The organism is Streptomyces sp. Je 1-369 (genome assembly GCF_026810505.1).
GTDB lineage: Bacteria > Actinomycetota > Actinomycetes > Streptomycetales > Streptomycetaceae > Streptomyces.
The window spans coordinates 8,540,079-8,559,460 of record NZ_CP101750.1 but is presented as its reverse complement, the minus strand read 5'-3'; the positions used below and the strand labels follow the sequence as shown (position 1 = coordinate 8,559,460).

The window sequence follows — 19,382 nt, the reverse complement described above, 5'->3', positions numbered from 1 at the left end:
CCCGGTCGTGCGACAGATGCGGGGGCGGGGTGCGGATTCGTAGCGTCGTCGGTGTCAGCGCGAGCTGGCGAGCGAGCAAGCAAGCAAGTACCGAGCCGGGGAGGCAATCATGAGCATGCACGACACGCAGCGAGCCGTCAGGGGCGGACGGGTCGGAAGGGGACTGGCCGGGGACGGTCCTTTCGAGGGCGGGGCCACCCTCAAGTTGGCCGTCGTCGTCGCCAGCACGCGGGAGGGCCGCTTCGCGCCGACCGTCACGGCCTGGTTCCTGCGCCAGACCGCGCACCGCCACGATCTGGACGTCGACGTGATCGACCTGGCCGAGGCGCGCCTCCCCGAGGGGCTGTCCGGGCGCCCGGGTCCGGAGGTCACCGACGTCGCGGCGCGCATCGACGCGGCGGACGCGTTCGTCATCGTCACCCCCGAGTACAACCACAGCTTCCCCGCCCCGCTGAAGACCGCGCTCGACTGGCACTACACGGAGTGGCGCGCCAAGCCAGTGGGTTTCGTCAGCTACGGGGGCCTGTCGGGCGGCCTGCGCGCCGTCGAACACCTGCGGCAGGTCTTCGCGGAGCTCCACGCGGTGACGGTGCGCGACACCGTGAGCTTCCACGGCGCGCGCAGCTGCTTCGACGCGTCCGGCGAGCCGCTCGACCCGACCGGCCCCGAGACCGCGGCCAAGACGATGCTCGACCAGCTCACGTGGTGGGGCCGGACGTTGCGCGACGGCAAGACGGTACGCCCGTACGCCGCCTGAGTCAGCGCCCGGACCTGACTTGGCGTCACCTTCGCAACCAGTGTCCCGCGCCCCGCACCCAGTCGGCGAACAGCGCCTCGTCGCCGAGGACTTCGATGCCGTCGGCGGGCGTTGGGGTGCGGCGTCGGTAGAGGAGGAGCAGGAGGTCGGTGAGCGGGCCGCGTACGGCGGTGGTCGCCTTCTTGTGGGCGTGCGAGACGGTGATCGGGGCTCCGGTGAGGTCGATCAGCCACTCCCCCGTCCCTGCGGGGGCGTCCGTGGCGTGGAAGTGGAGGGTGTGGTCCGGGCGCAGGAGCGCGTACATCGCGGCCTCCGATTCGTAGGCCTGGGGCAGCGTGCTGAACTCCAGCCACTCTTCGAGGCCGTCGAGGGCGACGTCCGCGTCGAGGGTGTACGTTCCGCCGACCGCCGCGGTCGCGTCGAAGCGGTGGACAACCGTCTCGTACGTCATGCGGCGGGCCCAGAAAAGGGGCGTGCCGCCGGGCGCGACGGTCCACACGCGCACCTCGGGCCCCGCCTCGCGCAGCGTCTCCGCGAACTGTACGGCGCCTTCGGTGAGCCAGGCGGACAGCGCCGGGACGTCGTCGTCCGCTTCGGGTGTGACGAGGTTGACCTGCTCGTCCGGCACGGGTCCGGTGGCCCGGGTCCGGACCACCGTCTCGGCCCAGCGGTGCGCGCCGCCCACGTGGCGCAGGAGGTGAGCGAGGGTCCAGCCGGGGCAGCCCGGCACGGGCGCGGTGGCATCCGCGCCGGTGATGGTCGAGGTCAACTGGGCGGTCTGGTCGACGATTCGGTCGGCGTAGCGGTCGTGGACCGCGTGGAGGCTCGGACGCGTCATGGCGTCACGGTAGACCACGGACCGCAACGTGCTGGGCACGAACCAAGGGCTCGTGAGGACGGGCGAGGGGGCGGGGGGCGGGGGGGGGGTGCGGGGTGCGGGGGTGTCGGGGGTGTCGGGGGTGTCGGGGGTGTCGGGGGTGTCGGGGGTGTCGGGGGTGTCGACTGTGGGGAGGGTGTCGCTCGGTCGGTCATGTGGGGTTCGCCGAGGTCGAGGAGGTCCCGGTCGCTGAAGCCGAGGCGGCCGCTGCGCTGGTCGGCACCGTTGCGTCGCCCGGTGCCGCCGGACGCACGGACGCTGCCGGACCCCTCGGCACGGCCGGGCTTGCCGATGTCGCCGAGCCAGTCGGCACCGCCGGGCCTGCCGACGTCGCCAGAAACTGTGTCGCCGCCAGTTCCCCGTACAACGGATCCGCCGCCACGAGTTCCCCATGCGTACCCACCGCTCGTACCTTCCCCGCGTCCATCACCACGATCCGGTCCGCGAGCGTCACCGTCGACAGGCGGTGGGCCACCACCAGGACCGTGACCTCGCGGGACACCTCGGCCACCACGTCCCTCAGCGCCAGTTCGTTGACCGCGTCCAGCTGCGAGGTGGCCTCGTCGAGCAGCAGCAGGCGCGGCTTCCGCAGCAGCGCCCTGGCGATCGCCACCCGCTGTCGCTCGCCGCCCGACAGCTTGGAGCCCCGGTGGCCGACGACCGTGTCCAGGCCCTCGGGCAACCGCTCGACCACCGCGTCGAGCCGGGCGCGCACCAGGACGTCCCGTATCTCGGAGTCCGTGGCGTGCGGCGCCGCGAAGAGGAGGTTCTCGCGCAGGGTGCCCGCGAGTACGGGCGCGTCCTGCTCCACGTATCCGATCGTGGCCCGCAGTTCGGCCAGCGGCCACTCCCGTACGTCCTCGCCGTCGACCAGGACCCGGCCGCCCGTCACCTCGTAGAACCGCTCGATCAGGCCGAACACGGTCGTCTTGCCCGCGCCCGACGGCCCGACGAACGCCGTCATCCCCGGGCCCGGCACGTCGAAGGTCACGCCGTGATGGACGTACGGAAGGTCGTCGCGGTAGCGGAAGGTCACGTCGTCGAAGGTGACGGACGCGGCGGTGGCGGCGGTCGCGGCGGGTGTTGTCGGCGCGGTGCGTCGCGCCCCGTCCACCGTCCCGCTCTCGGTCCGTTCCGTCCGCTCCGTCTCCAGGCGTTCCGCCTGTACGATCCGTGCGATCGCCGCCGACCCCACCTGGTACTGCGATGCCGCCTCGACCAGGCGCGACACCGGGTCGATCAGATAGAAGAGGAAGAGCAGGAACGCCACCAGCGTCGAGACGGAGATCGCGCCCGAGGCGACCCGCGCGCCGCCGATGCCGAGCACCGCGAGGAACGACACCTGCACCGCGAGGCCGACCGAACTCCACGCCACCGACTGCCACTTCGCCGACCGTACGCCGTGCCGCCACGCCTCCTGCGCGGCCGCCTCCACCGCGGCCGACTCGCGCTCTTCGGCGCCGGAGGCCTTCAGCGTACGGAAGGCGCCGAACGCCCGCTCCAGCGCCGTGGAGATCGTCCCCACCGCCTCCTGCGCACGCTGCGTCGACCGCGCGATCTTCGGCATGACGACGGAGACCGCGCCGCCGATCAGCACGATCACGCCGAGCGTGACGCCGAGCAGCACCGGGTCCATCAGCCCCATCATCACGATCGTCGCGACGAAGGTGAGGCCTCCGGAGGCCGCGGAGACCACGGACTGGGTCGTCACGGCCCGCAGCAGCGTCGTGTCCGAGGTGACGCGTGACATCAGGTCGCCCGGCTGGGTCCGCTCCACCTCCCCGAGGCGCAGGCGCAGCAGCCGCCCGATGAGGGTGCGTCGGGCGGCAAGGACCACGGACTCGGCGGTGCGCTCCAGTACGTACGCTCCGACGGACTCGATCGCGGTGCCGAGCACGACCAGCGCCGTGAGGAGGACGAGGATGCCGGTGATGGAGTCGTCGCTGCCGAGCCGGTCCACGAGCGACTTGGCCGCGAGGGGCTGGGCGAGACCGGTCACGGAGCCGATCAGCGTCAGGAAGGCGCCCAGCGCGACGGCGCCGCGGTGCGGGCGGAAGTGGCGGTACAGGGCGCGCCAGGTCTCTTTCGCGGGCAGCCGTGCGGGCTTCTCCGGGGTCGGGGCCGGCGCCGGGAACCCGGTATTCGCGGGTGGTGTTGGCGTTGGCGTTGGCGTGGGTCTGGGGGTTGGGCTGGGAGCTGCGTCGGTCACGTCGGGCAGGACGCAGCGAGGCGTGATCCACCTGACTGACGTGTATGGGGCACCGAACAGGGGTGCGACGGACAGGACCGCCCGGCGCCGCGCTCATCCAGCAGCTGATCGCCGACATCGAGGCGGGCACATCAATGGCTAGGGGAGCGGGAACTTACGACGCCGCGGACGAGGCCGAACCCGACGACGCCCCGAAGCCGCGCCGCAGACGCCCACCGGGCGCACCACCGCCCGACCGGACTCCCTGAACTCCCCTCACCGCGCCCCCCGCCCCTCCAGAACCACCTTCCAGTCCGGCACCCCCCGCGTAGCCGCCTCCGTGCGGGACGGGGTCGCTCGGCGGCCGCCTCGGGTGAAGAAGTCGGCGAGGGGGAGCGTCGCCGCACCCACCGTGACCGCGTCGGGGCCGAGTTGCCCGAGGTCGACCGTGGCACGCGACGCCGGATAGCGGAGCGCGTACGCCTCCGTGTACTGCCGGACCGCGGGCAGCAGGTACGGGCCCAGTTGGAGGCCCGCCCAACCGCCGACCAGAACGCGTTCGGGGCCGAAGAGGTTGACGAGGTCGGAGATGCCCGCCCCGAGATACTCGGCGGTCTCGTCGAGCACGGCGGCCGCGACGGGGTCGGGCGCGCCGCCGTCCCGCGGATGCGCGGCCGCCAGCAGCGCGCTCACCCCGGTCTCCTCGTCGGCGCCGGCGGGCAGCACACCCCCCGCCTCCTGCCAGCGCGCGAGCAGCGCCTCGGCGCCCGCGTACGCCTCGAGGCAGCCTCGCGCCCCGCACCGGCAGCGGCGGCCTCGGACGTTCACCGTCAGGTGGCCCCACTCGGCGGGCCCGCCGCGCGCGCCGCCGTGGATGACGCCACCGGTGACGACGCACGCGCCCACTCCGGAGCCGATCAGCACGATCGCCGCATCGTTCGCGCCCCGTCCGCCGCCGAACCACATCTCGGCCTGGCCGAGAGCGCGGGCTCCGTTGTCCACGAAGTAAGCCGTGTCCGGGGGGAGTTGGATCGCGTCGCGCAGCATGCGTTCCAACGGGACCGCGTCCCACCCGATGGTCTGACCGTGCACCACCGTGCCACCCGCGCCGCCCATACCCCCAGCGCCACCCATACCGCCCCCGCCACCCCCGCCGTCGACGATGCCCGGCACACCGACCCCCACGCCGATCAGACCCCCGTACGGCACGTCGGCGGCGCCCCCGACCCCCGGCCCTGCACCCGTCCCCGTTTCGATCCCCGCCTCCGCCACCACCTCCGCCACACCCTCCGCGATATGGCGGACGACCGTCTCCACATCGTGTCCCGAGTCCGTCAACGGGCGTTCCGTGCGGGCCAGTTCCGTGAGTGCCAGGTCGAACGCCTCCACGCGGACCCGCGTCTCCCCCACGTCGACGCCGATGAGGCGGCCGCTCGACGGTGCGACGCGCAGCAGCGTGCGCGGGCGGCCGCCGTCGGACTCGACGCTGCCCGCCTCCTCCAGGAGGCCGTCCGCGGTGAGTTCGGCGACGACGTTGCTCACGGAACCCGAGCTGAGTCCGGTCGCGGGGCCGAGTGCCTGGCGGCTCATCGGCCCGCCGAAATACAACCGTTGCAACACCGAGGCGCGGTTGCCCACGCGCAGGTCGCGCACCGTTCGACTGCTCCGCTCGGCCATGTGGCTCCTCTCCGATCGGCAACATACCCGTGCGCGACCCCTTGACGCGACTTTCTCTCAGGTTTTAACTCACGTCCTAAATTAAGTCGTGAATCTGTTCAGACGTCGAACTCGGCGCCTCCTCACGCCTGTGCTCCTTCGTTCTCATTCCCGTTCATCCACCACGAAAGGGACGGATCCGTCATGCGCAGACTCCGAGCCTTGGCAGCTCTCGCCACCGTGACCGCTCTCTCCGGTGCCACCCTCACGGCCTGCGGCGGCGGCACGAACACCGGCGGCGAGGGCAGCAACGCCTCGCCCAAGACGCTCACTTACTGGGCCTCCAACCAGGGGCCGAACATCGCGGCGGACAAGAAGATCCTCGCGCCCGAGCTGAAGAAGTTCGAGGAGCAGACGGGGATCAAGGTCGAGCTGGAGGTCGTCCCCTGGTCCGACCTGCTCAACCGGATCCTCGCGGCGACCACGTCGGGACAGGGCCCCGACGTCCTCAACATCGGCAACACCTGGTCGTCCTCGCTCCAGGCCACGGGCGCCCTGCTGCCCTGGGACGCGAAGAACTTCAAGGCGATCGGCGGCAAGGACCGCTTCGTCGACGCGGCGCTCGGCTCGACGGGCACCGAGGGCAAGGACCCGGCGGCGGTGCCGCTGTACTCACTGTCGTACGCCCTCTACTACAACAAGGCCATGTTCAAGGAGGCGGGCATCAGCAAGCCGCCGGCCACCTGGGACGAGCTCGTGACCGCGGGCAAGAAGCTCTCCAAGGGTGGCAAGTGGGCGCTGGGCGCCGAGGGTTCGAACCTGGTGAACAACATCCACCAGGCCTTCGCCCTCGGCAAGCAGCACGGCGCGGACTTCTTCGACGCGCAGGGCAAGCCGACCTTCACCTCGGACGGTGCGGTGTCCGCCGTGAAGCAGTACGTCGACTTCATGGCCAAGGACAAGATCATCGCGCCGGGCAACGCCGAGTACGCGCAGAACCAGTCGCTGCGGGACTTCGCGCAGGGCAAGACGGCGATGGTGCTGTGGCAGGCCGCGGCGACCACGTTCGAGGCGCAGGGCATGAAGCCGGACGAGTGGGGCGTGGCCCCCGTCCCCGTGGCGTCCGGGAAGCCCGGCGCGGAGCGGCAGGTCAACTCGATGGTCGCGGGCATCAACCTCGCCGTCTTCAAGAACACCGACAACCTCGACGGCGCCCGCAAGTTCGTCAAGTTCATGACGAGCGACGCCGAACAGGCCCGCCTCAACAAGGCGTACGGGTCGATCCCGCCGGTCACCGCCGCGCAGAAGGACGCGGCCTTCGACCGGGCCGACACGGCCGTGCTGCGCGACACGCTCCGCAAGAGCGCCGCGCCGCTGCCGCAGGTGCCCAACGAGTCGCAGTTCGAGACGTCGGTGGGCACGGCCATCAAGAAGCTGTTCGCCGACGCGGCCGCGGGCAGGCCGGTCACCGCGGAATCCGTGAGGTCCGAGCTGTCCAAGGCGCAGCAGCAGATGCCGAAGAGCTGAGAGCCGAGAACCGAGAGTCGAGAGCTGAGAGCCGACCCGTGACCACCCTCACCACACCACCCCCCTCCAAGGAGCGGGCCGCGCCGCCCGGCGGCAAGCGCCCCTCACGGCTGCGCCTGCCCGCCCGCCTGCGCCGCGTCTCGCTCCCCTACCTCCTGCTGCTCCCCGCCCTGCTCCTCGAACTCGTCGTCCACCTCATACCGATGGGCGTCGGCATCGTGATGAGCTTCAAGGAGCTCACGCAGTTCTTCATCCGCGACTGGGGCGCCGCCCCCTGGACGGGCCTGGACAACTACAAGCTGTCGGTGGACTTCGACGCCCCGGTCGGCGAGGCGCTGCTGCACTCGTTCTTCGTGACCGTCGCGTTCACGGTGCTGTCCGTGGGCCTGTGCTGGCTCATCGGCACGGCCGCCGCGGTCTTCATGCAGGAGCACTTCCGCGGCCGCGGTCTGCTGCGGGCCGTCTTCCTCATCCCGTACGCGCTGCCGGTGTACGCGGCGGTCATCACCTGGTCGTTCATGTTCCAGCGCGACACCGGTCTGATCAACCACGTGGTTCACGACCAGCTCGGACTCACCGACAGCCGTCCGTTCTGGCTCATCGGCGACAACAGTTTCGTCGCGCTGCTCACCGTGTCGGTGTGGAAGGGCTGGCCGTTCGCCTTCCTGATCGTCATGGCGGGGCTGCAGAACATTCCCAAGGAGCAGTACGAGGCGGCGGCGATCGACGGGGCCGGGATGTGGCAGCAGGTGCGGCGCATCACGCTGCCGTCGCTGCGGCCCGTCAACCAGGTCCTCGTCCTGGTGCTGTTCCTGTGGACGTTCAACGACTTCAACACGCCGTACGTGCTGTTCGGCAAGTCGGCGCCCGAGGCCGCCGACCTCATCTCCATCCACATCTACCAGTCGTCGTTCGTCACCTGGAACTTCGGCACCGGCTCCGCCATGTCGGTCCTGCTGCTGCTCTTCCTGCTTCTGGTGACGGCCGTATATCTCCTGGTGACCTCGCGGGGAAGGAAGACCGCCGATGTCTAGCCGCTCACCGAGGTCCGGCCGCTCACCCATGGCCGCGCCGCGTTCGTTCCTGTGGTCGCGGCGGATCTTCCTGACGCTCCTCGCCGGCTTCGTGCTGCTTCCCGTGTACGTGATGGTGAGCAGCTCCCTCAAGCCGCTGCAGGACGTGTCCGGCTCGTTCCGCTGGATGCCCAGCGGGTTCACCGTGCGGCCGTACTTCGACATCTGGAAGACGGTGCCGCTGGCCGACTACTTCATGAACTCGCTGATCGTGGCGGGCGCGGCGACGGTGTGCTCGGTGGTCATCGCGGTGTTCGCCGCCTACGCGGTCAGCCGTTACCGCTTCCGCGGCAAGCGGGTGTTCACCGTGACCGTCCTGTCGACGCAGATGTTCCCGGGCATCCTCTTCCTGCTGCCGCTCTTCCTCATCTACGTCAATGTCGGCAACGCCACCGGCATCGCGCTGTTCGGCTCGCGCGCCGGGCTCATCCTCACCTACCTCACGTTCTCGCTGCCGTTCTCCATCTGGATGCTGATCGGATACTTCGACTCGGTGCCGCGCGAGCTGGACGAGGCGGCGCTGGTCGACGGCTGCGGGCCGCTGCGGGCGCTGTTCCGGGTCGTGGTGCCCGCCGCGATCCCCGGCATCGTCGCCGTCGCCGTCTATGCCTTCATGACCGCGTGGGGAGAAGTGCTCTTCGCCTCCGTCATGACGAACGAGACCACGCGCACCCTCGCCGTGGGCCTCCAGGGCTACGCCACCCAGAACGACGTGTACTGGAACCAGGTCATGGCCGCCTCGCTCGTCGTGAGCATCCCCGTCGTCGCCGGCTTCCTGCTCCTGCAGCGCTATCTCGTCGCCGGACTGACCGCCGGAGCCGTCAAGTGACGCTCCCGCCCCTCCCGGACCCGCCCCTTCCCGAAAGGAACCCCGTGACCGACCCCTCCTCCCCGGCCACCTCCTCCCCCGACCTCTCCGCGCTCCCCCGGGACTTCGCGTGGGGCGTGGCCACATCGGCGTACCAGATCGAGGGGGCCGTCGACGAGGACGGCCGGTCGCCCTCGATCTGGGACACGTTCGCGCGCACCCCGGGCGCGGTCGACGGCGGTGACACGGGCGACGTGGCCTGCGACCACTACCACCGCTGGCCCGAGGACATCGCGCTGATGCGGGAGCTCGGCGTCGACTCCTACCGTTTCTCGCTCGCCTGGCCGCGGATCGTGCCCGGTGGCGACGGGCCGGTCAACGCGGCGGGCCTCGACTTCTACGACCGGCTCGTCGACGCACTCCTGGAAGCGGGCATCACCCCCAACGCGACCCTCTACCACTGGGACCTGCCGCAGGTGCTGCAGGACCGCGGTGGCTGGCCCGAGCGTGCGACCGCCGAGCATTTCGCCGCGTACGCCTCGGTGGTTGCCGAACGCCTGGGCGACCGGGTGCCGCTCTGGGCGACGCTCAACGAGCCGCTGTGCTCCGCCTGGATCGGTCACCTGGAAGGCCGCATGGCGCCGGGTCTCACCGATCTGACGGCGGCCGTGCGCGCCTCGTACCACCTGCTGCTGGGGCACGGTCTGGCCGCGCAGGCGATCCGTGCTGCGGCGCCCCGCGCGCAGGTCGGCATCGTCAACAACCTGTCGCCGGTGGTGGCCGCGTCCGACCGGCCGGAGGACGTCGCCGCCGCCCGGCGGGTCGACGGGCACACCAACCGCTGGTGGCTCGACCCGCTGCACGGGCTCGGCTTCCCCGCCGACATGCGGGAGGTGTACGGCGTCGACCTGCCGGAGCGTGCGGGTGACCTCGCGACGATCGCGCAGCCGCTGGACTGGCTGGGCCTCAACTACTACTTCCCCGCCGTCGTCGCCGACGACCCCGAGGGCCCCGCGCCGTTCGCCCGGCAGGTGTACCGGCCCGAGGTGCCGCACACCGGCATGGACTGGGAGATCGACGCGGACGGTATCGAGAGCCTGCTGATGCGGCTGACAGAGGAGTACGGGGCGCGGCGGCTGTACGTGACCGAGAACGGCTCGGCGTTCCCCGACCTCGTCCGCGCGGACGGCACGATCGACGACGTGGAGCGCACCCGTTATCTGCGCGAGCACCTGGCGGCGTGCGCCCGTGCGGCCCGTCGGGGCGCCCCGCTGGCCGGGTACTACGCGTGGTCGCTCCTGGACAACTTCGAGTGGGCGTACGGCTACGACAAGCGTTTCGGTCTGGTCCACGTCGACTACGCGACGCAGCGCCGCACGGTCAAGGGCAGCGGCCGCCACTACGCGGACCTCGTCCGGACCCACCGCCACCGCACCGCGCGGGCCGCCTGAGCTCGGAGCCTGTCTCAGCGGCGCAGGCCGGGCAGCATCCGCATCTCCCCTATCCGCAGCAGGCGCGCGAGGACGAGATAGCCGACGGCCATCGTCAGCGCGCCGGCGGTCAGCGCCAGGGCCGTCGCGGCCGTACCGGCCGAGGTCACCTCGGATCCGGCGCGGGCGGCGGCCCAGCCGAGGGCACCGGCCAGGGCGGACGCGAGGATCAACTTGCCGTACGTACGCGTCAGCCGACGGCCGTCCAGGTAGCCGCCGAGGCGGCGGCGCAGCAGCCGCGCGGTGAGCAGCAGGCCCACGGCGTACGACAGCGTGTACGCGGCGGCCATCCCGGTGACCGCCCAGCGCGCGGGCAGCAGCAGATGGCAGACGGTGGCGAGGCCGATGTTCACGCCCGCCACCCAGGCCGCCATCCAGAAGGGGGTGCGGGTGTCCTCGCAGGCGTAGAAGCCGCGGAGCAGGAGGTACTGCGCGGAGAACGGGATGAGGCCGAGGCCGAACGCCTGGAGCATGTGGCCGAGGGGTTCGGTGGCCGCGGCGTCGGACGCGCCGTGGGCGAAGAGCAGTTCCGCGGTCTGCGGGCCGAAGGCGAGGAAGAAGAACCCGGCGGGCACGATCACCGTGCCGGTGACGCGCAGCGCGCGGGACAGTTCGCCGCGCAGGTCGGCGGTCCTGCCCTCGGCGGCGGCCTTGCTCATCCGGGGCAGCAGCGCGGTCACCAGGGAGACGGTGACGATGGACTGCGGCAGGAGCCAGATGGTCTGCGCGTACGAGTAGGCGGTGTAGCCGACGCCGTCCTTCGGCAGGGTCCGGTCGGCGGCGTTGGCGTAGTTCGTGACGACGGTCAGCGCGACCTGGTTGGCGAGGACGAGCAGCAGCGTCCAGCGGGCGGCGCGGGCGCTCCTGCCGAGGCCGGTGCCGCGCCAGTCGAAGCGCGGCCTGAAGCGCAGGCCCGCGGCGCGCACGTACGGCACGAGCGCGAGGGCCTGCACGGCTATGCCGAGGGTGGTGCCGATACCGAGGAGTCCGACCTGCTCGGCGGTGATGTCCCGGACGTCGTCGGGCACGGTCATCAGACCCAGGTATGCGCCGAACATGGTGACGAGCACGACGTTGTTGAGGACCGGGGTCCACATCATCGCGCCGAACTTCTCGCGGGCGTTCAGGACCTGTCCGAGGATCGCGAAGAGCCCGTAGAAGAAGATCTGCGGCAGCAGGAACCGGGCGAAGACGACGGTGAGCTCGAACGCCTCGTGGTTCTCGGCGGTGTCCCTCATGTAGAGCGCGACGATCTGCGGGGCCGCCCATACCGCGAGGGCCGTGCCGACGCCGAGGACGCAGACGACGAGGGTGATCAGGCGCTGCTCGAACGCCGTGCCGCCGTCGGGGTCGTTCGCACGGGCGCGCACCAGCTGGGGCACCAGGACGGCGTTCAGGGCGCCGCCGATGAGCAGGGTGTAGAGGCTGGTGGGGACGGTGTTGGCCGTGTTGTACGTACCGGCGAGGAGGCCGGTGCCGAGGGCAGCGCCCTGGAGGACCTGCCGGATCAGGCCGGTGGCGCGGGAGACCACGGTCCCGAAGGCCATGAGGAGCGAGGAGCGCGCGAGGGTCGCCACGTCAGCAGCACCTCGTGTGCGGCTCGGCGCGTACGTACGGCTCGGCCCGGCGTATGTACGGCTCGGCGCATATGACTTCGAAATCCATGCACTTGATCTTCGCACGGGCCTGTGACACCTCACGGTCACCCGAACGCGTCACCGCCACGCGCGCGTGGCCTCGCCCTCCCGCCGTAACGTCCGATTCGTCCCCGATCGTGCGTTACCCGGCAAGAAAGCGAGACCCCACCCCCCATGTCGAGATCCGCGCCAGCCCTCCCGGCACCGGCCCGCTTCGTCGTCCTCTTCCTGCTCGCCCTGCTCACCGCGGCGAACGGCTTCCTCGTCGCCCCGGGGCAGGCTCACGCGGCCCAGGCATCCGCCTTGGCCGCCACCGCGCCCGCCGTCGTCGACGAGTCGTGCACCAGCAGCGACCCCGCCGTCTGCATGATCCGGGAGATGACTCCGGAGCAGCGCGCGCAGGCGCGCGAGACCCGGATCCGCTATCACCAGCTGCTCGACGCCATGGAGCGCACGGCCGACGAGATGCACGACGCGGGCCGCTCGGACGAGGAGATCGCCCGCACGCTGGTGGACATGCGCAACGAAGCCAAGGACATCACGCGCGCGGGCATGTCGCCCGAAGCCGTGCAGGCCCTGGAGGCACGCAACATGAAGAAGTACGGCAACCCGCTTGGCCCGACGGCGGACCAGCAGTACGCCAAGTACGGCAGCTGGAAGGCGGTCATCGCGGCCGCCACGCGGAGCAGCGCCGCCGTGGACCGGGAGCTCGGCCTGGAGCCGCGCGGCTGATGACGCGTCTGTCGGACTACGACCGGCACGGCCGGGTGTGGGACCTGGATCCCGCTTCGGGGCTCCTCTCCCCCGCACCCGGCGGCAGCTGCCACGGTTTCGTGCACCTTCCTGGAGACGGCGAGCAGGCGGCGGGCGCGCTGTACGGCGCCGGGGAGGACTCCGGGACGCTGTGGCTGCAGTTCGGGGCGCGGCGCTGGGACTGCGCGTCGGCCTCGGTCCGGCAGGCTTCGCTGCCGGACGGCACGCGGCACTTCGCCGTCGCCGGTTCCGGCGGCGACCCGGAGTTCGAACTCCCGTACGCGGCGCCGGATTCCCACCCCTTCGACCCGGCGTACGACTGGCTGGACGAGCTCGCCGACGATTTCTACCTCTGGGTGGCGGACCGGCTCGCCACCGCCGCATCGCGTCAGACGCTGCTGGAGCACTTCCGGGCGGGGTTCCCCGCCCCCTGAGCGGTCTCCCGCAGGATGCCCGCCGCGCAGGCCGCGACGGCGCAGAACGCCACGGGCAGGAAGAACGTCAGGTTGAGCGGCACGAAGTGGGTGAGCGGGCCGATCACGGCGGGGCCCGCGAGCATGCCGAGATAGCCGAGCCCCGCGACGCGGGAGACATTGACGCCCGCGGTTTCGGGGTCCGCGTGGCCCGCGGCGCTGAAGAGCTGGGGGATGCAGCCCGAGAGGCCCGCGCCGAACACGGTCCAGCCAGTCAGGGCGAGCGGGATCCAGGGTGACAACGCCGCCACCGTCAGGCCCACCGCGGCGACGGCGGCGCCGTACCGGAGGATGGCCACCGGCCCGTACCGCGCGGCCACCCGGTCGGCGAGGAGGCGGCCGATGGTCATGGCCGTGGCGAAGGCGCCGTAGGCGAGGGCCGCGGTCGCGGCGGGCGCGTCGAGCACGTCGCGCAGGTGCAGGACGCTCCAGTCGTTGGCCACGCCCTCGCAGAGCATGAGCATCAGGGCGAGGGCGGCGAGGACCCAGATCCGGCGCGGGGTTCCGCGCCGCGATGGCGTCGGGGACTCGGGCAACGGTACGGATCCGGGTTCGGGGCGCAGCAGCGCGGGAGCGGACACCGCCGCCGCCACGACCCCGAGCGCGGCCACCGCGCCGAGCGTCGCGGCCGGGCTCCAGCCCCAGCTGAGCGTGCGGGCGCCGACCAGCGCGGCGAGGACGCCGCCGATGGAGAACGTGGCGTGGAAGGCAGACATGACGGGGCGTCGGTAGCCGCGCTCGACCTGCACGGCGTGGGCGTTCATGCTGACGTCGAGGCAGCCGTTGCCGAGCCCGAAGGCGAGCAGCGCGGCCCCCAGCGTCCACACGTTCGTGGCGAGCCCCGGCAGCACCACGGCCGCGGCGCACAGCGCGGCGCTGACGGGCACGACGATGCGGGCGCCGAGCCGGTCGGTGAGCGGCCCGACGATCTGCATGCCCACGAATGCGCCGGCGCCGAGCAGCAGCAGGAGCCAGCCGAGCACGGCGTGACTGATCCCGGCACGGTCCTCGACGGCGGGGATGTGGACGATCCACATGCCCATGAGGAAGCCGTTCAGCGCGAAGTAGGCGAAGGTGGCCAGTCGGCCGACTCGCAGTGTTCTTTCCATGCTTTCGAACATAACGAACAGTTTCGATGTTCGGAAGATTGATCTGCGAACAGAATTGTTGTTTGCTGTGTGCGTGGCCAGTACAGATCGACTGAGGCAGATCACCGAAGCCGTACGCGACGCGGGGCGGCTCGGTGTCGCGGAGCTCGCCGGGCTCACCGGCGCATCCGAGATGACCGTCCGCCGCGACCTGGAGGTTCTCGCGGAGCAAGGTGTCCTTGAGCGCTATCGAGGTGGCGCACGGAGCCTGCTGCTGCGCGGCGAGGAACCGCCGTTCGCGCTGCGGGAGCAGGAGGGCCTCGCGGCCAAGCGGCGCATCGCCGCCGCGGCGGCCGGGCTGATCGCGGACGGGGAGTCCGTCGTCGTCGACAGCGGCACGACCTGCCTCGAGGTCGCCCGCGCCCTGGAGCACCGGCGCCTGACCGTGATGCCGCTGTCCCTGCACGCGGTGAACGCCCTGTCGGCCGCCCCGCAGGTGACGCTCCTGGTGCCGGGCGGGCGGCCGCGCCCCGGCGAGCTGGCCCTCACCGGCCCGCTGACCACCGCGTCCCTGGCCGCACTGCGCTTCGACACCGCCGTGATCGGCTGCTGCGGACTGACCGCGGCGGACGGCCTCACCGCCTACGACCTGGACGATGCCGCCGTGAAACGAGCCGCGATCGGCTCGGCCCGCCGCGTCATCGCCGTCGCGGACGCCGCGAAGCTCTCCCGTACCGCCCTGGCGTTCGTCGCCGCCGCCGACGCGCTGCACGCCGTCGTCACGGACGACGCGGCACCGGACACGGAGACCGACATGATCGCCGCGGCGGGCGTGGCCGTACGAAAGGTATGACCCCCATGAACGACCACCACCGCACTCACGACGTCGTGCTCTTCGACATGTGATCTCGCCAGTTGGAGCGCCGTCGACGACACGAGGGTCGTCCTCGTCGAGGAGCTGGCGGCCGCGGGACAGCCCGTCGCGCTGCTCTCCAACATCCCCGAGGAACTGGCCGCCCACTACGAAGAGCGGCATTCCTGGCTCAAGCACTTCCAGGTGTGCGCCTTCTCCTGCCGCACAGGCCACGCCAAGCCCGAACCCGGCGCCTACCACTGGTGCCTCACGACCCCCGCCCGGCTGCGCGAGGTGCTCCGCCTCAGCGCGTGATCGCGCCCAGCAACGCCTTGGCACACAGGTCCCTGACCTGCTCCCGCGTCAGGTCGGGCTCCTCCAGCCACTCCAGACAGACCGCCACCATGAACGCCAGCCACCCGCGCACCGCGAGGCGCAGCGCGGGCAGGTCCTGCGTGCCGTGCGACGCGGCCGGGTCCGCGGCGAGGGCGGCGAGGATCTGCCGCTCCTGCGCGGCGAGACCGTTGCGGTAGACCTCGCGGACCAGCGGGTCGCCCGCCGCCTCGGCCCGGTGGAAGGCGCGGAAACCCTGTGCGTGGCTCTCCACGTAGCCGAGGAACGCGTCGAGGCCCGTACTGATCTGCTCGCGCACCGGCAGCCCGGGGACCGCCGCCGTCAGGCGCAGCATGCGCTCGCTCTCCCGGTGCACCACGGCGGCGAAGAAGTCCCGCTTGGTCGGGAAGTAGTGGTAGAGGAGCCCCCGCGAGACGCCGGCGATCTCCGCGACGCGCTCGATCCACACGTCGTCGTAGGGCTTCTGCGCGAAGAGCCGCGCCCCGACCGAAAGCAGCTGCTCACGCCGCTCCTCGGTACTCAGTCTGCGGCGCGTGCGCTCCTGGGGATTCGCGGCCATGCAGGCACCTTACTTGACGCCAATTCAATAGGGGCACCAGACTGGGATCTCCTATTGAATCCACGTACAACAGGCCCAACGGGCCCGTCGGACAAGGGAGATGGGCACATGGCGCAGACGACGCGGTCCGCGGCGGCGAACGGACCGGACGGGCAGCGTGCCCCGGCCCCTCCCCCAAAGGGTTTTCGCAGCGCCGAGCTCGGCTGGCCCGAGCTGCACCGGATACCGCATCCGCCGCGTCGGCTCCCGGTGGTCGGCGACATCCTGGGCGCCAACGTCCGCACGCCGCTGCAGGACTCGATGAAGCTGGCGGAGCAGCTCGGTCCGATCTTCCGGCGCAAGGCGTTCGGCAAGGAGTTCGTCTTCGTGTGGGGCGCCGACCTCGCCGCGGACATGGCCGACGAGTCGCGGTTCGCGAAGCACGTGGGGCTCGGCGTGGCCAATCTGCGGCCGGTCGCGGGCGACGGTCTCTTCACGGCGTACAACCACGAGCCCAACTGGCAGCTGGCTCACGACATCCTCGCCCCCGGGTTCAGCCGCGACGCGATGGCGGGCTACCACCCGTTGATGCTGGACGTCGCACGGCAGCTGACGGCCCGCTGGGACGAGCGGGAGGCGGCGGGCCGGGCGGTGGACGTGCCGGGCGACATGACGAAGCTGACGCTGGAGACGATCGCCCGTACCGGTTTCGGGCACGACTTCGGCTCTTTCGAACGGTCCGCTCCGCACCCGTTCGTGTCGGCGATGGTCGGCACGCTCTCCTTCGCCCAGCGGCGCAACGTCGTGCCGCCGCTGCTGACCCCGCTCGTGCTGCGCGGCGCCGACCGGCGCAACGACGCGGACATGGCGTACCTCAACCGCACGGTCGACGCGGTGATCGCGGCCCGCCGCGCGGAGGGCGCTCCGGGGTCGGGCGACAGCGGAGACCTGCTGGACCGCATGCTGCAAGTGGCCCACCCCGAGACCGGGGAGCGGCTCACTCCGGAGAACATCCGCCGCCAGGTCATTACTTTCCTGGTCGCCGGGCACGAGACGACGTCCGGCGCGCTGTCGTTCGCGCTGCATTACTTGTCGCGCTCCCCGAAAGTGCTCGCCCGCGCGCGGGCCGAGGTCGACGAGGTCTGGGGCACCGAGGGCGAGCCCGCGTACGAGCAGGTGGCCAAGTTGCGATATCTGCGCCGGGTGCTCGACGAGTCGCTGCGGCTCTGGCCGACCGCTCCGGGATTCGCCCGCGAGGCCCGCACGGACACCGTCCTCGGGGGTGAGCATCCGATGCGGCGCGGCGCGTGGGCGCTGGTTCTCGCGACGATGCTGCACCGCGACCCGGCCGCATGGGGCGAGCACCCCGAGGAGTTCGACCCCGACCGGTTCGCCCCTTCGGCCGTACGCGCGCGCCCCGCCCACGTCTTCAAGCCGTTCGGTACTGGCGCACGCGCCTGCATCGGACGTCAGTTCGCGCTGCACGAGGCGACCTTGGTGCTCGGACTGCTCCTCCGCCGCTACGACCTGCACGCCGATCCGGGCTACCGGCTGCGCGTCGCGGAGCGTCTCACCCTGATGCCGGACGGCCTGACGCTGCGTCTCTCGCGCCGCGCCCGGGCCGCGTAGAGCGCGATTGTCAGACCCGTGCGCAAGAGTGGAGGTGGCATCCCGAGATGCCGCCATGCCATCCAGCGCAGAGGAGTCGCTCGACATGACCGGCACGACGTCCGAGGAACTGCTCGCCGCCCAGGCCTGCTTGCGCCTGCTGCACACGGCGCGCGCCACACTCTCCGACTCCGCGTCGGTCTCCCCCGTGGCCGCGGCGACGCTGCTCGCGGGGCCCATCGCGGAGGCCGACGAGGCGCTGCGCCGGGCGGGTCTCGCGGGCAACGAAGCAGCGCTCATCGACCGGATCTACGATCTCGCGCCGCCTCTCCCGCGCTCCGCGGACCCGGGTCCGCCGTCCGAGGAGCGGGCGCGGATGTCCCACTCCTGCGCACGCGAGGGCAGCCAGTCATGAGCGCGGACCAGGGCAACGCCTCGTACGGGCACAAGGAGTTCAAGCGCTCCAAGAGCCACTTCTCGGACCGCGTCACGGCGGACGGCAGGGACGGCTGGCCGGTGGAGGCGGGGCGGTACCGGCTTGTGGTGAGCCGCGCCTGCCCCTGGGCGGGCCGTTCGCTCATCGCGCGGCGACTTCTCGGCCTGGAGGGCGCCGTCTCGCTGGCCGTCACGGACCCGATCCAGGACGACCGGAGCTGGCGGTTCACGCTGGACCCCGACGGCCGCGACCCGGTGCTCGGCATCCGCTATCTGAGCGAGGCGTACGAGGCGCGGGAGAGCGGCTATCCGGGAGGCGTAAGCGTTCCCGCGCTGGTCGACGTGGAGAGCGGCAAGCTGGTCACGAACGACTACCAGCAGATCACGCTGGACTTCGCCACGGAGTGGACGGCACTGCACCGCGAGGGGGCGCCTGACCTGTATCCCGAGCCGCTGCGCGACGAGATCGACGCCGTGATGGACGGCATCTACCGCGACGTCAACAACGGTGTGTACCGGTCCGGTTTCGCCCCGGACCAGGAGACCTACGAGTCCGCGTGCCGCGACGTCTTCCACCGTCTCGACCTGGCCTCCGAGCGTCTGTCGAGCCGCCGCTATCTCGCCGGGGACACGATCACCGAGGCCGACATCCGCTTCTTCTGCACGCTGGTGCGGTTCGACGCCGTCTACCACGGCCACTTCAAGTGCAACGTACGGAAACTGTCCGAGGACCGGGTCCTCTGGGCGTACGCGAGGGATCTCTTCCAGACGCCCGGTTTCGGCGACACCATCGACTTCGACCACATCAAGCGGCACTACTACCAAGTGCACACCGGCATCAACCCGACCGGCATCGTGCCGCTCGGCCCGGACCTCTCGGGGTGGCTGACGCCGCATCACCGGGAGGAGCTGGGCGGCCGCCCCTTCGGTGACGGCACGCCTCCGGGGCCCGTGCCCTCCGGGGAGGAGGTGCCCGTCACGGCCAGGTCGGCTCCTTGTCGGGCTTCCACGTGAACTTGTCGCCGCCCACCCAGCGCACGGCGTCCGGGTCGTCGAGGTCGTGCACGGTGATGCCTGCCATGGCGGCCGCGTCGAGGACGTCCGTGACGGTCTTCGCCTTGCCCACCACCTCACCGTCGATCTCCACGATCCGGAACGGGGGGTGGCCGGGCTGGACCCCGAGCACCGTGATCCGGGGATGCGCCATGTACAGATAGCTTTCGGTCATGTCCGGAACTCTTCCATGACGCGCCCCAGGGCCGCCTCG

18 protein-coding genes are annotated in these 19,382 nt (G+C 71.4%); 11 read left to right on the top strand and 7 right to left on the bottom strand.

What is annotated here, in order from left to right:
- The first annotated feature begins 109 nt into the window (after positions 1 to 109).
- Positions 110 to 757 (top strand): NADPH-dependent FMN reductase, encoded by a 648-nt coding sequence (locus NOO62_RS37905; RefSeq protein WP_268775323.1) that lies wholly within the window; start codon positions 110 to 112, stop codon positions 755 to 757.
- A 25-nt stretch (positions 758 to 782) separates the two neighbouring features.
- On the opposite strand, the gene NOO62_RS37900 is transcribed toward NOO62_RS37905, so the two are convergent.
- The 3 genes from NOO62_RS37900 to NOO62_RS37890 form a co-directional block, all read right to left on the bottom strand.
- A complete protein-coding gene (locus NOO62_RS37900) occupies positions 783 to 1,595 on the bottom strand; it encodes a maleylpyruvate isomerase family mycothiol-dependent enzyme (protein ID WP_268775322.1) in 813 nt (270 codons plus the stop codon).
- A gap of 190 nt (positions 1,596 to 1,785) precedes the next feature.
- Positions 1,786 to 3,729: an ABC transporter ATP-binding protein gene (locus NOO62_RS37895; RefSeq protein ID WP_268775965.1), complete on the bottom strand. Its 1,944-nt coding sequence runs from the start codon at positions 3,727 to 3,729 to the stop codon at positions 1,786 to 1,788.
- 369 nt (positions 3,730 to 4,098) lie between these two features.
- Positions 4,099 to 5,499 carry an ROK family transcriptional regulator gene (locus tag NOO62_RS37890; RefSeq protein ID WP_268775321.1) on the bottom strand — a complete coding sequence of 467 codons (1,401 nt, stop codon included), beginning with the start codon at positions 5,497 to 5,499 and terminating at the stop codon, positions 4,099 to 4,101.
- A 183-nt stretch (positions 5,500 to 5,682) separates the two neighbouring features.
- Between NOO62_RS37890 and NOO62_RS37885 the strand changes: the two genes are divergently transcribed.
- Genes NOO62_RS37885 through NOO62_RS37870 form a run of 4 tightly spaced genes read left to right on the top strand, consistent with a single transcriptional unit; the run spans position 5,683 to position 10,337 of the window.
- Positions 5,683 to 7,005, top strand: coding sequence for an ABC transporter substrate-binding protein (locus NOO62_RS37885; protein WP_268775320.1), 1,323 nt, complete (start codon positions 5,683 to 5,685; stop codon positions 7,003 to 7,005).
- 38 nt (positions 7,006 to 7,043) lie between these two features.
- Positions 7,044 to 8,039 carry a carbohydrate ABC transporter permease gene (locus NOO62_RS37880; RefSeq protein ID WP_268775319.1) on the top strand — a complete coding sequence of 332 codons (996 nt, stop codon included), beginning with the start codon at positions 7,044 to 7,046 and terminating at the stop codon, positions 8,037 to 8,039.
- 28 nt (positions 8,040 to 8,067) lie between these two features.
- Complete coding sequence (locus NOO62_RS37875; protein ID WP_268775964.1) at positions 8,068 to 8,907, top strand: carbohydrate ABC transporter permease; 840 nt, start codon at positions 8,068 to 8,070, stop codon at positions 8,905 to 8,907.
- A gap of 44 nt (positions 8,908 to 8,951) precedes the next feature.
- A complete protein-coding gene (locus NOO62_RS37870; RefSeq protein ID WP_268775318.1) occupies positions 8,952 to 10,337 on the top strand; it encodes a GH1 family beta-glucosidase in 1,386 nt (461 codons plus the stop codon).
- A gap of 14 nt (positions 10,338 to 10,351) precedes the next feature.
- On the opposite strand, the gene murJ is transcribed toward NOO62_RS37870, so the two are convergent.
- On the bottom strand, positions 10,352 to 11,923 hold the full coding sequence (gene murJ / locus NOO62_RS37865; RefSeq protein WP_414931043.1) for a murein biosynthesis integral membrane protein MurJ: 1,572 nt from the start codon (positions 11,921 to 11,923) through the stop codon (positions 10,352 to 10,354).
- Positions 11,924 to 12,187: 264 nt separating this feature from the next.
- Here murJ and NOO62_RS37860 point away from each other — a divergent pair, with 264 nt between their 5' ends.
- Both NOO62_RS37860 and NOO62_RS37855 read left to right on the top strand, forming a co-directional pair.
- Positions 12,188 to 12,745 carry a hypothetical protein gene (locus NOO62_RS37860; RefSeq protein WP_268775316.1) on the top strand — a complete coding sequence of 186 codons (558 nt, stop codon included), beginning with the start codon at positions 12,188 to 12,190 and terminating at the stop codon, positions 12,743 to 12,745.
- Positions 12,745 to 13,200 carry a hypothetical protein gene (locus tag NOO62_RS37855; protein WP_268775314.1) on the top strand — a complete coding sequence of 152 codons (456 nt, stop codon included), beginning with the start codon at positions 12,745 to 12,747 and terminating at the stop codon, positions 13,198 to 13,200. Before NOO62_RS37860 ends, NOO62_RS37855 begins: the two co-directional genes overlap by 1 nt.
- Here NOO62_RS37855 and NOO62_RS37850 read toward each other — a convergent pair.
- Complete coding sequence (locus NOO62_RS37850) at positions 13,155 to 14,348, bottom strand: MFS transporter (protein ID WP_268775313.1); 1,194 nt, start codon at positions 14,346 to 14,348, stop codon at positions 13,155 to 13,157. The two genes, NOO62_RS37855 and NOO62_RS37850, sit on opposite strands and share 46 nt — an antisense overlap.
- 73 nt (positions 14,349 to 14,421) lie before the next feature.
- On the opposite strand from NOO62_RS37850, the gene NOO62_RS37845 reads away from it, so the two are divergent.
- Positions 14,422 to 15,180 carry a DeoR/GlpR family DNA-binding transcription regulator gene (locus tag NOO62_RS37845; protein WP_268775312.1) on the top strand — a complete coding sequence of 253 codons (759 nt, stop codon included), beginning with the start codon at positions 14,422 to 14,424 and terminating at the stop codon, positions 15,178 to 15,180.
- A 304-nt stretch (positions 15,181 to 15,484) separates the two neighbouring features.
- Here the strand turns inward: NOO62_RS37845 and NOO62_RS37840 are convergent, their stop codons facing one another.
- Positions 15,485 to 16,093, bottom strand: a complete 609-nt coding sequence (locus NOO62_RS37840) for a TetR/AcrR family transcriptional regulator (RefSeq protein ID WP_268775311.1) — start codon at positions 16,091 to 16,093, stop codon at positions 15,485 to 15,487.
- A 108-nt stretch (positions 16,094 to 16,201) separates the two neighbouring features.
- On the opposite strand from NOO62_RS37840, the gene NOO62_RS37835 reads away from it, so the two are divergent.
- The 3 genes from NOO62_RS37835 to NOO62_RS37825 are packed head-to-tail and all read left to right on the top strand — an operon-like array spanning position 16,202 to position 19,129.
- Entirely contained in the window at positions 16,202 to 17,701 is a 1,500-nt protein-coding gene (locus tag NOO62_RS37835) for a cytochrome P450 (protein WP_268775310.1), read from the top strand.
- Between the two features lie 55 nt (positions 17,702 to 17,756).
- Positions 17,757 to 18,095 (top strand): hypothetical protein, encoded by a 339-nt coding sequence (locus NOO62_RS37830; protein ID WP_321170642.1) that lies wholly within the window; start codon positions 17,757 to 17,759, stop codon positions 18,093 to 18,095.
- The gene (locus NOO62_RS37825; protein WP_268775309.1) at positions 18,092 to 19,129 is read left to right on the top strand and encodes a glutathione S-transferase family protein; all 1,038 of its coding nucleotides are present in this window, start codon (positions 18,092 to 18,094) and stop codon (positions 19,127 to 19,129) included. Before NOO62_RS37830 ends, NOO62_RS37825 begins: the two co-directional genes overlap by 4 nt.
- On the opposite strand, the gene NOO62_RS37820 is transcribed toward NOO62_RS37825, so the two are convergent.
- Positions 19,092 to 19,343, bottom strand: coding sequence for a hypothetical protein (locus NOO62_RS37820; RefSeq protein WP_268775308.1), 252 nt, complete (start codon positions 19,341 to 19,343; stop codon positions 19,092 to 19,094). The two genes, NOO62_RS37825 and NOO62_RS37820, sit on opposite strands and share 38 nt — an antisense overlap.
- Positions 19,344 to 19,382: the final 39 nt, after the last annotated feature.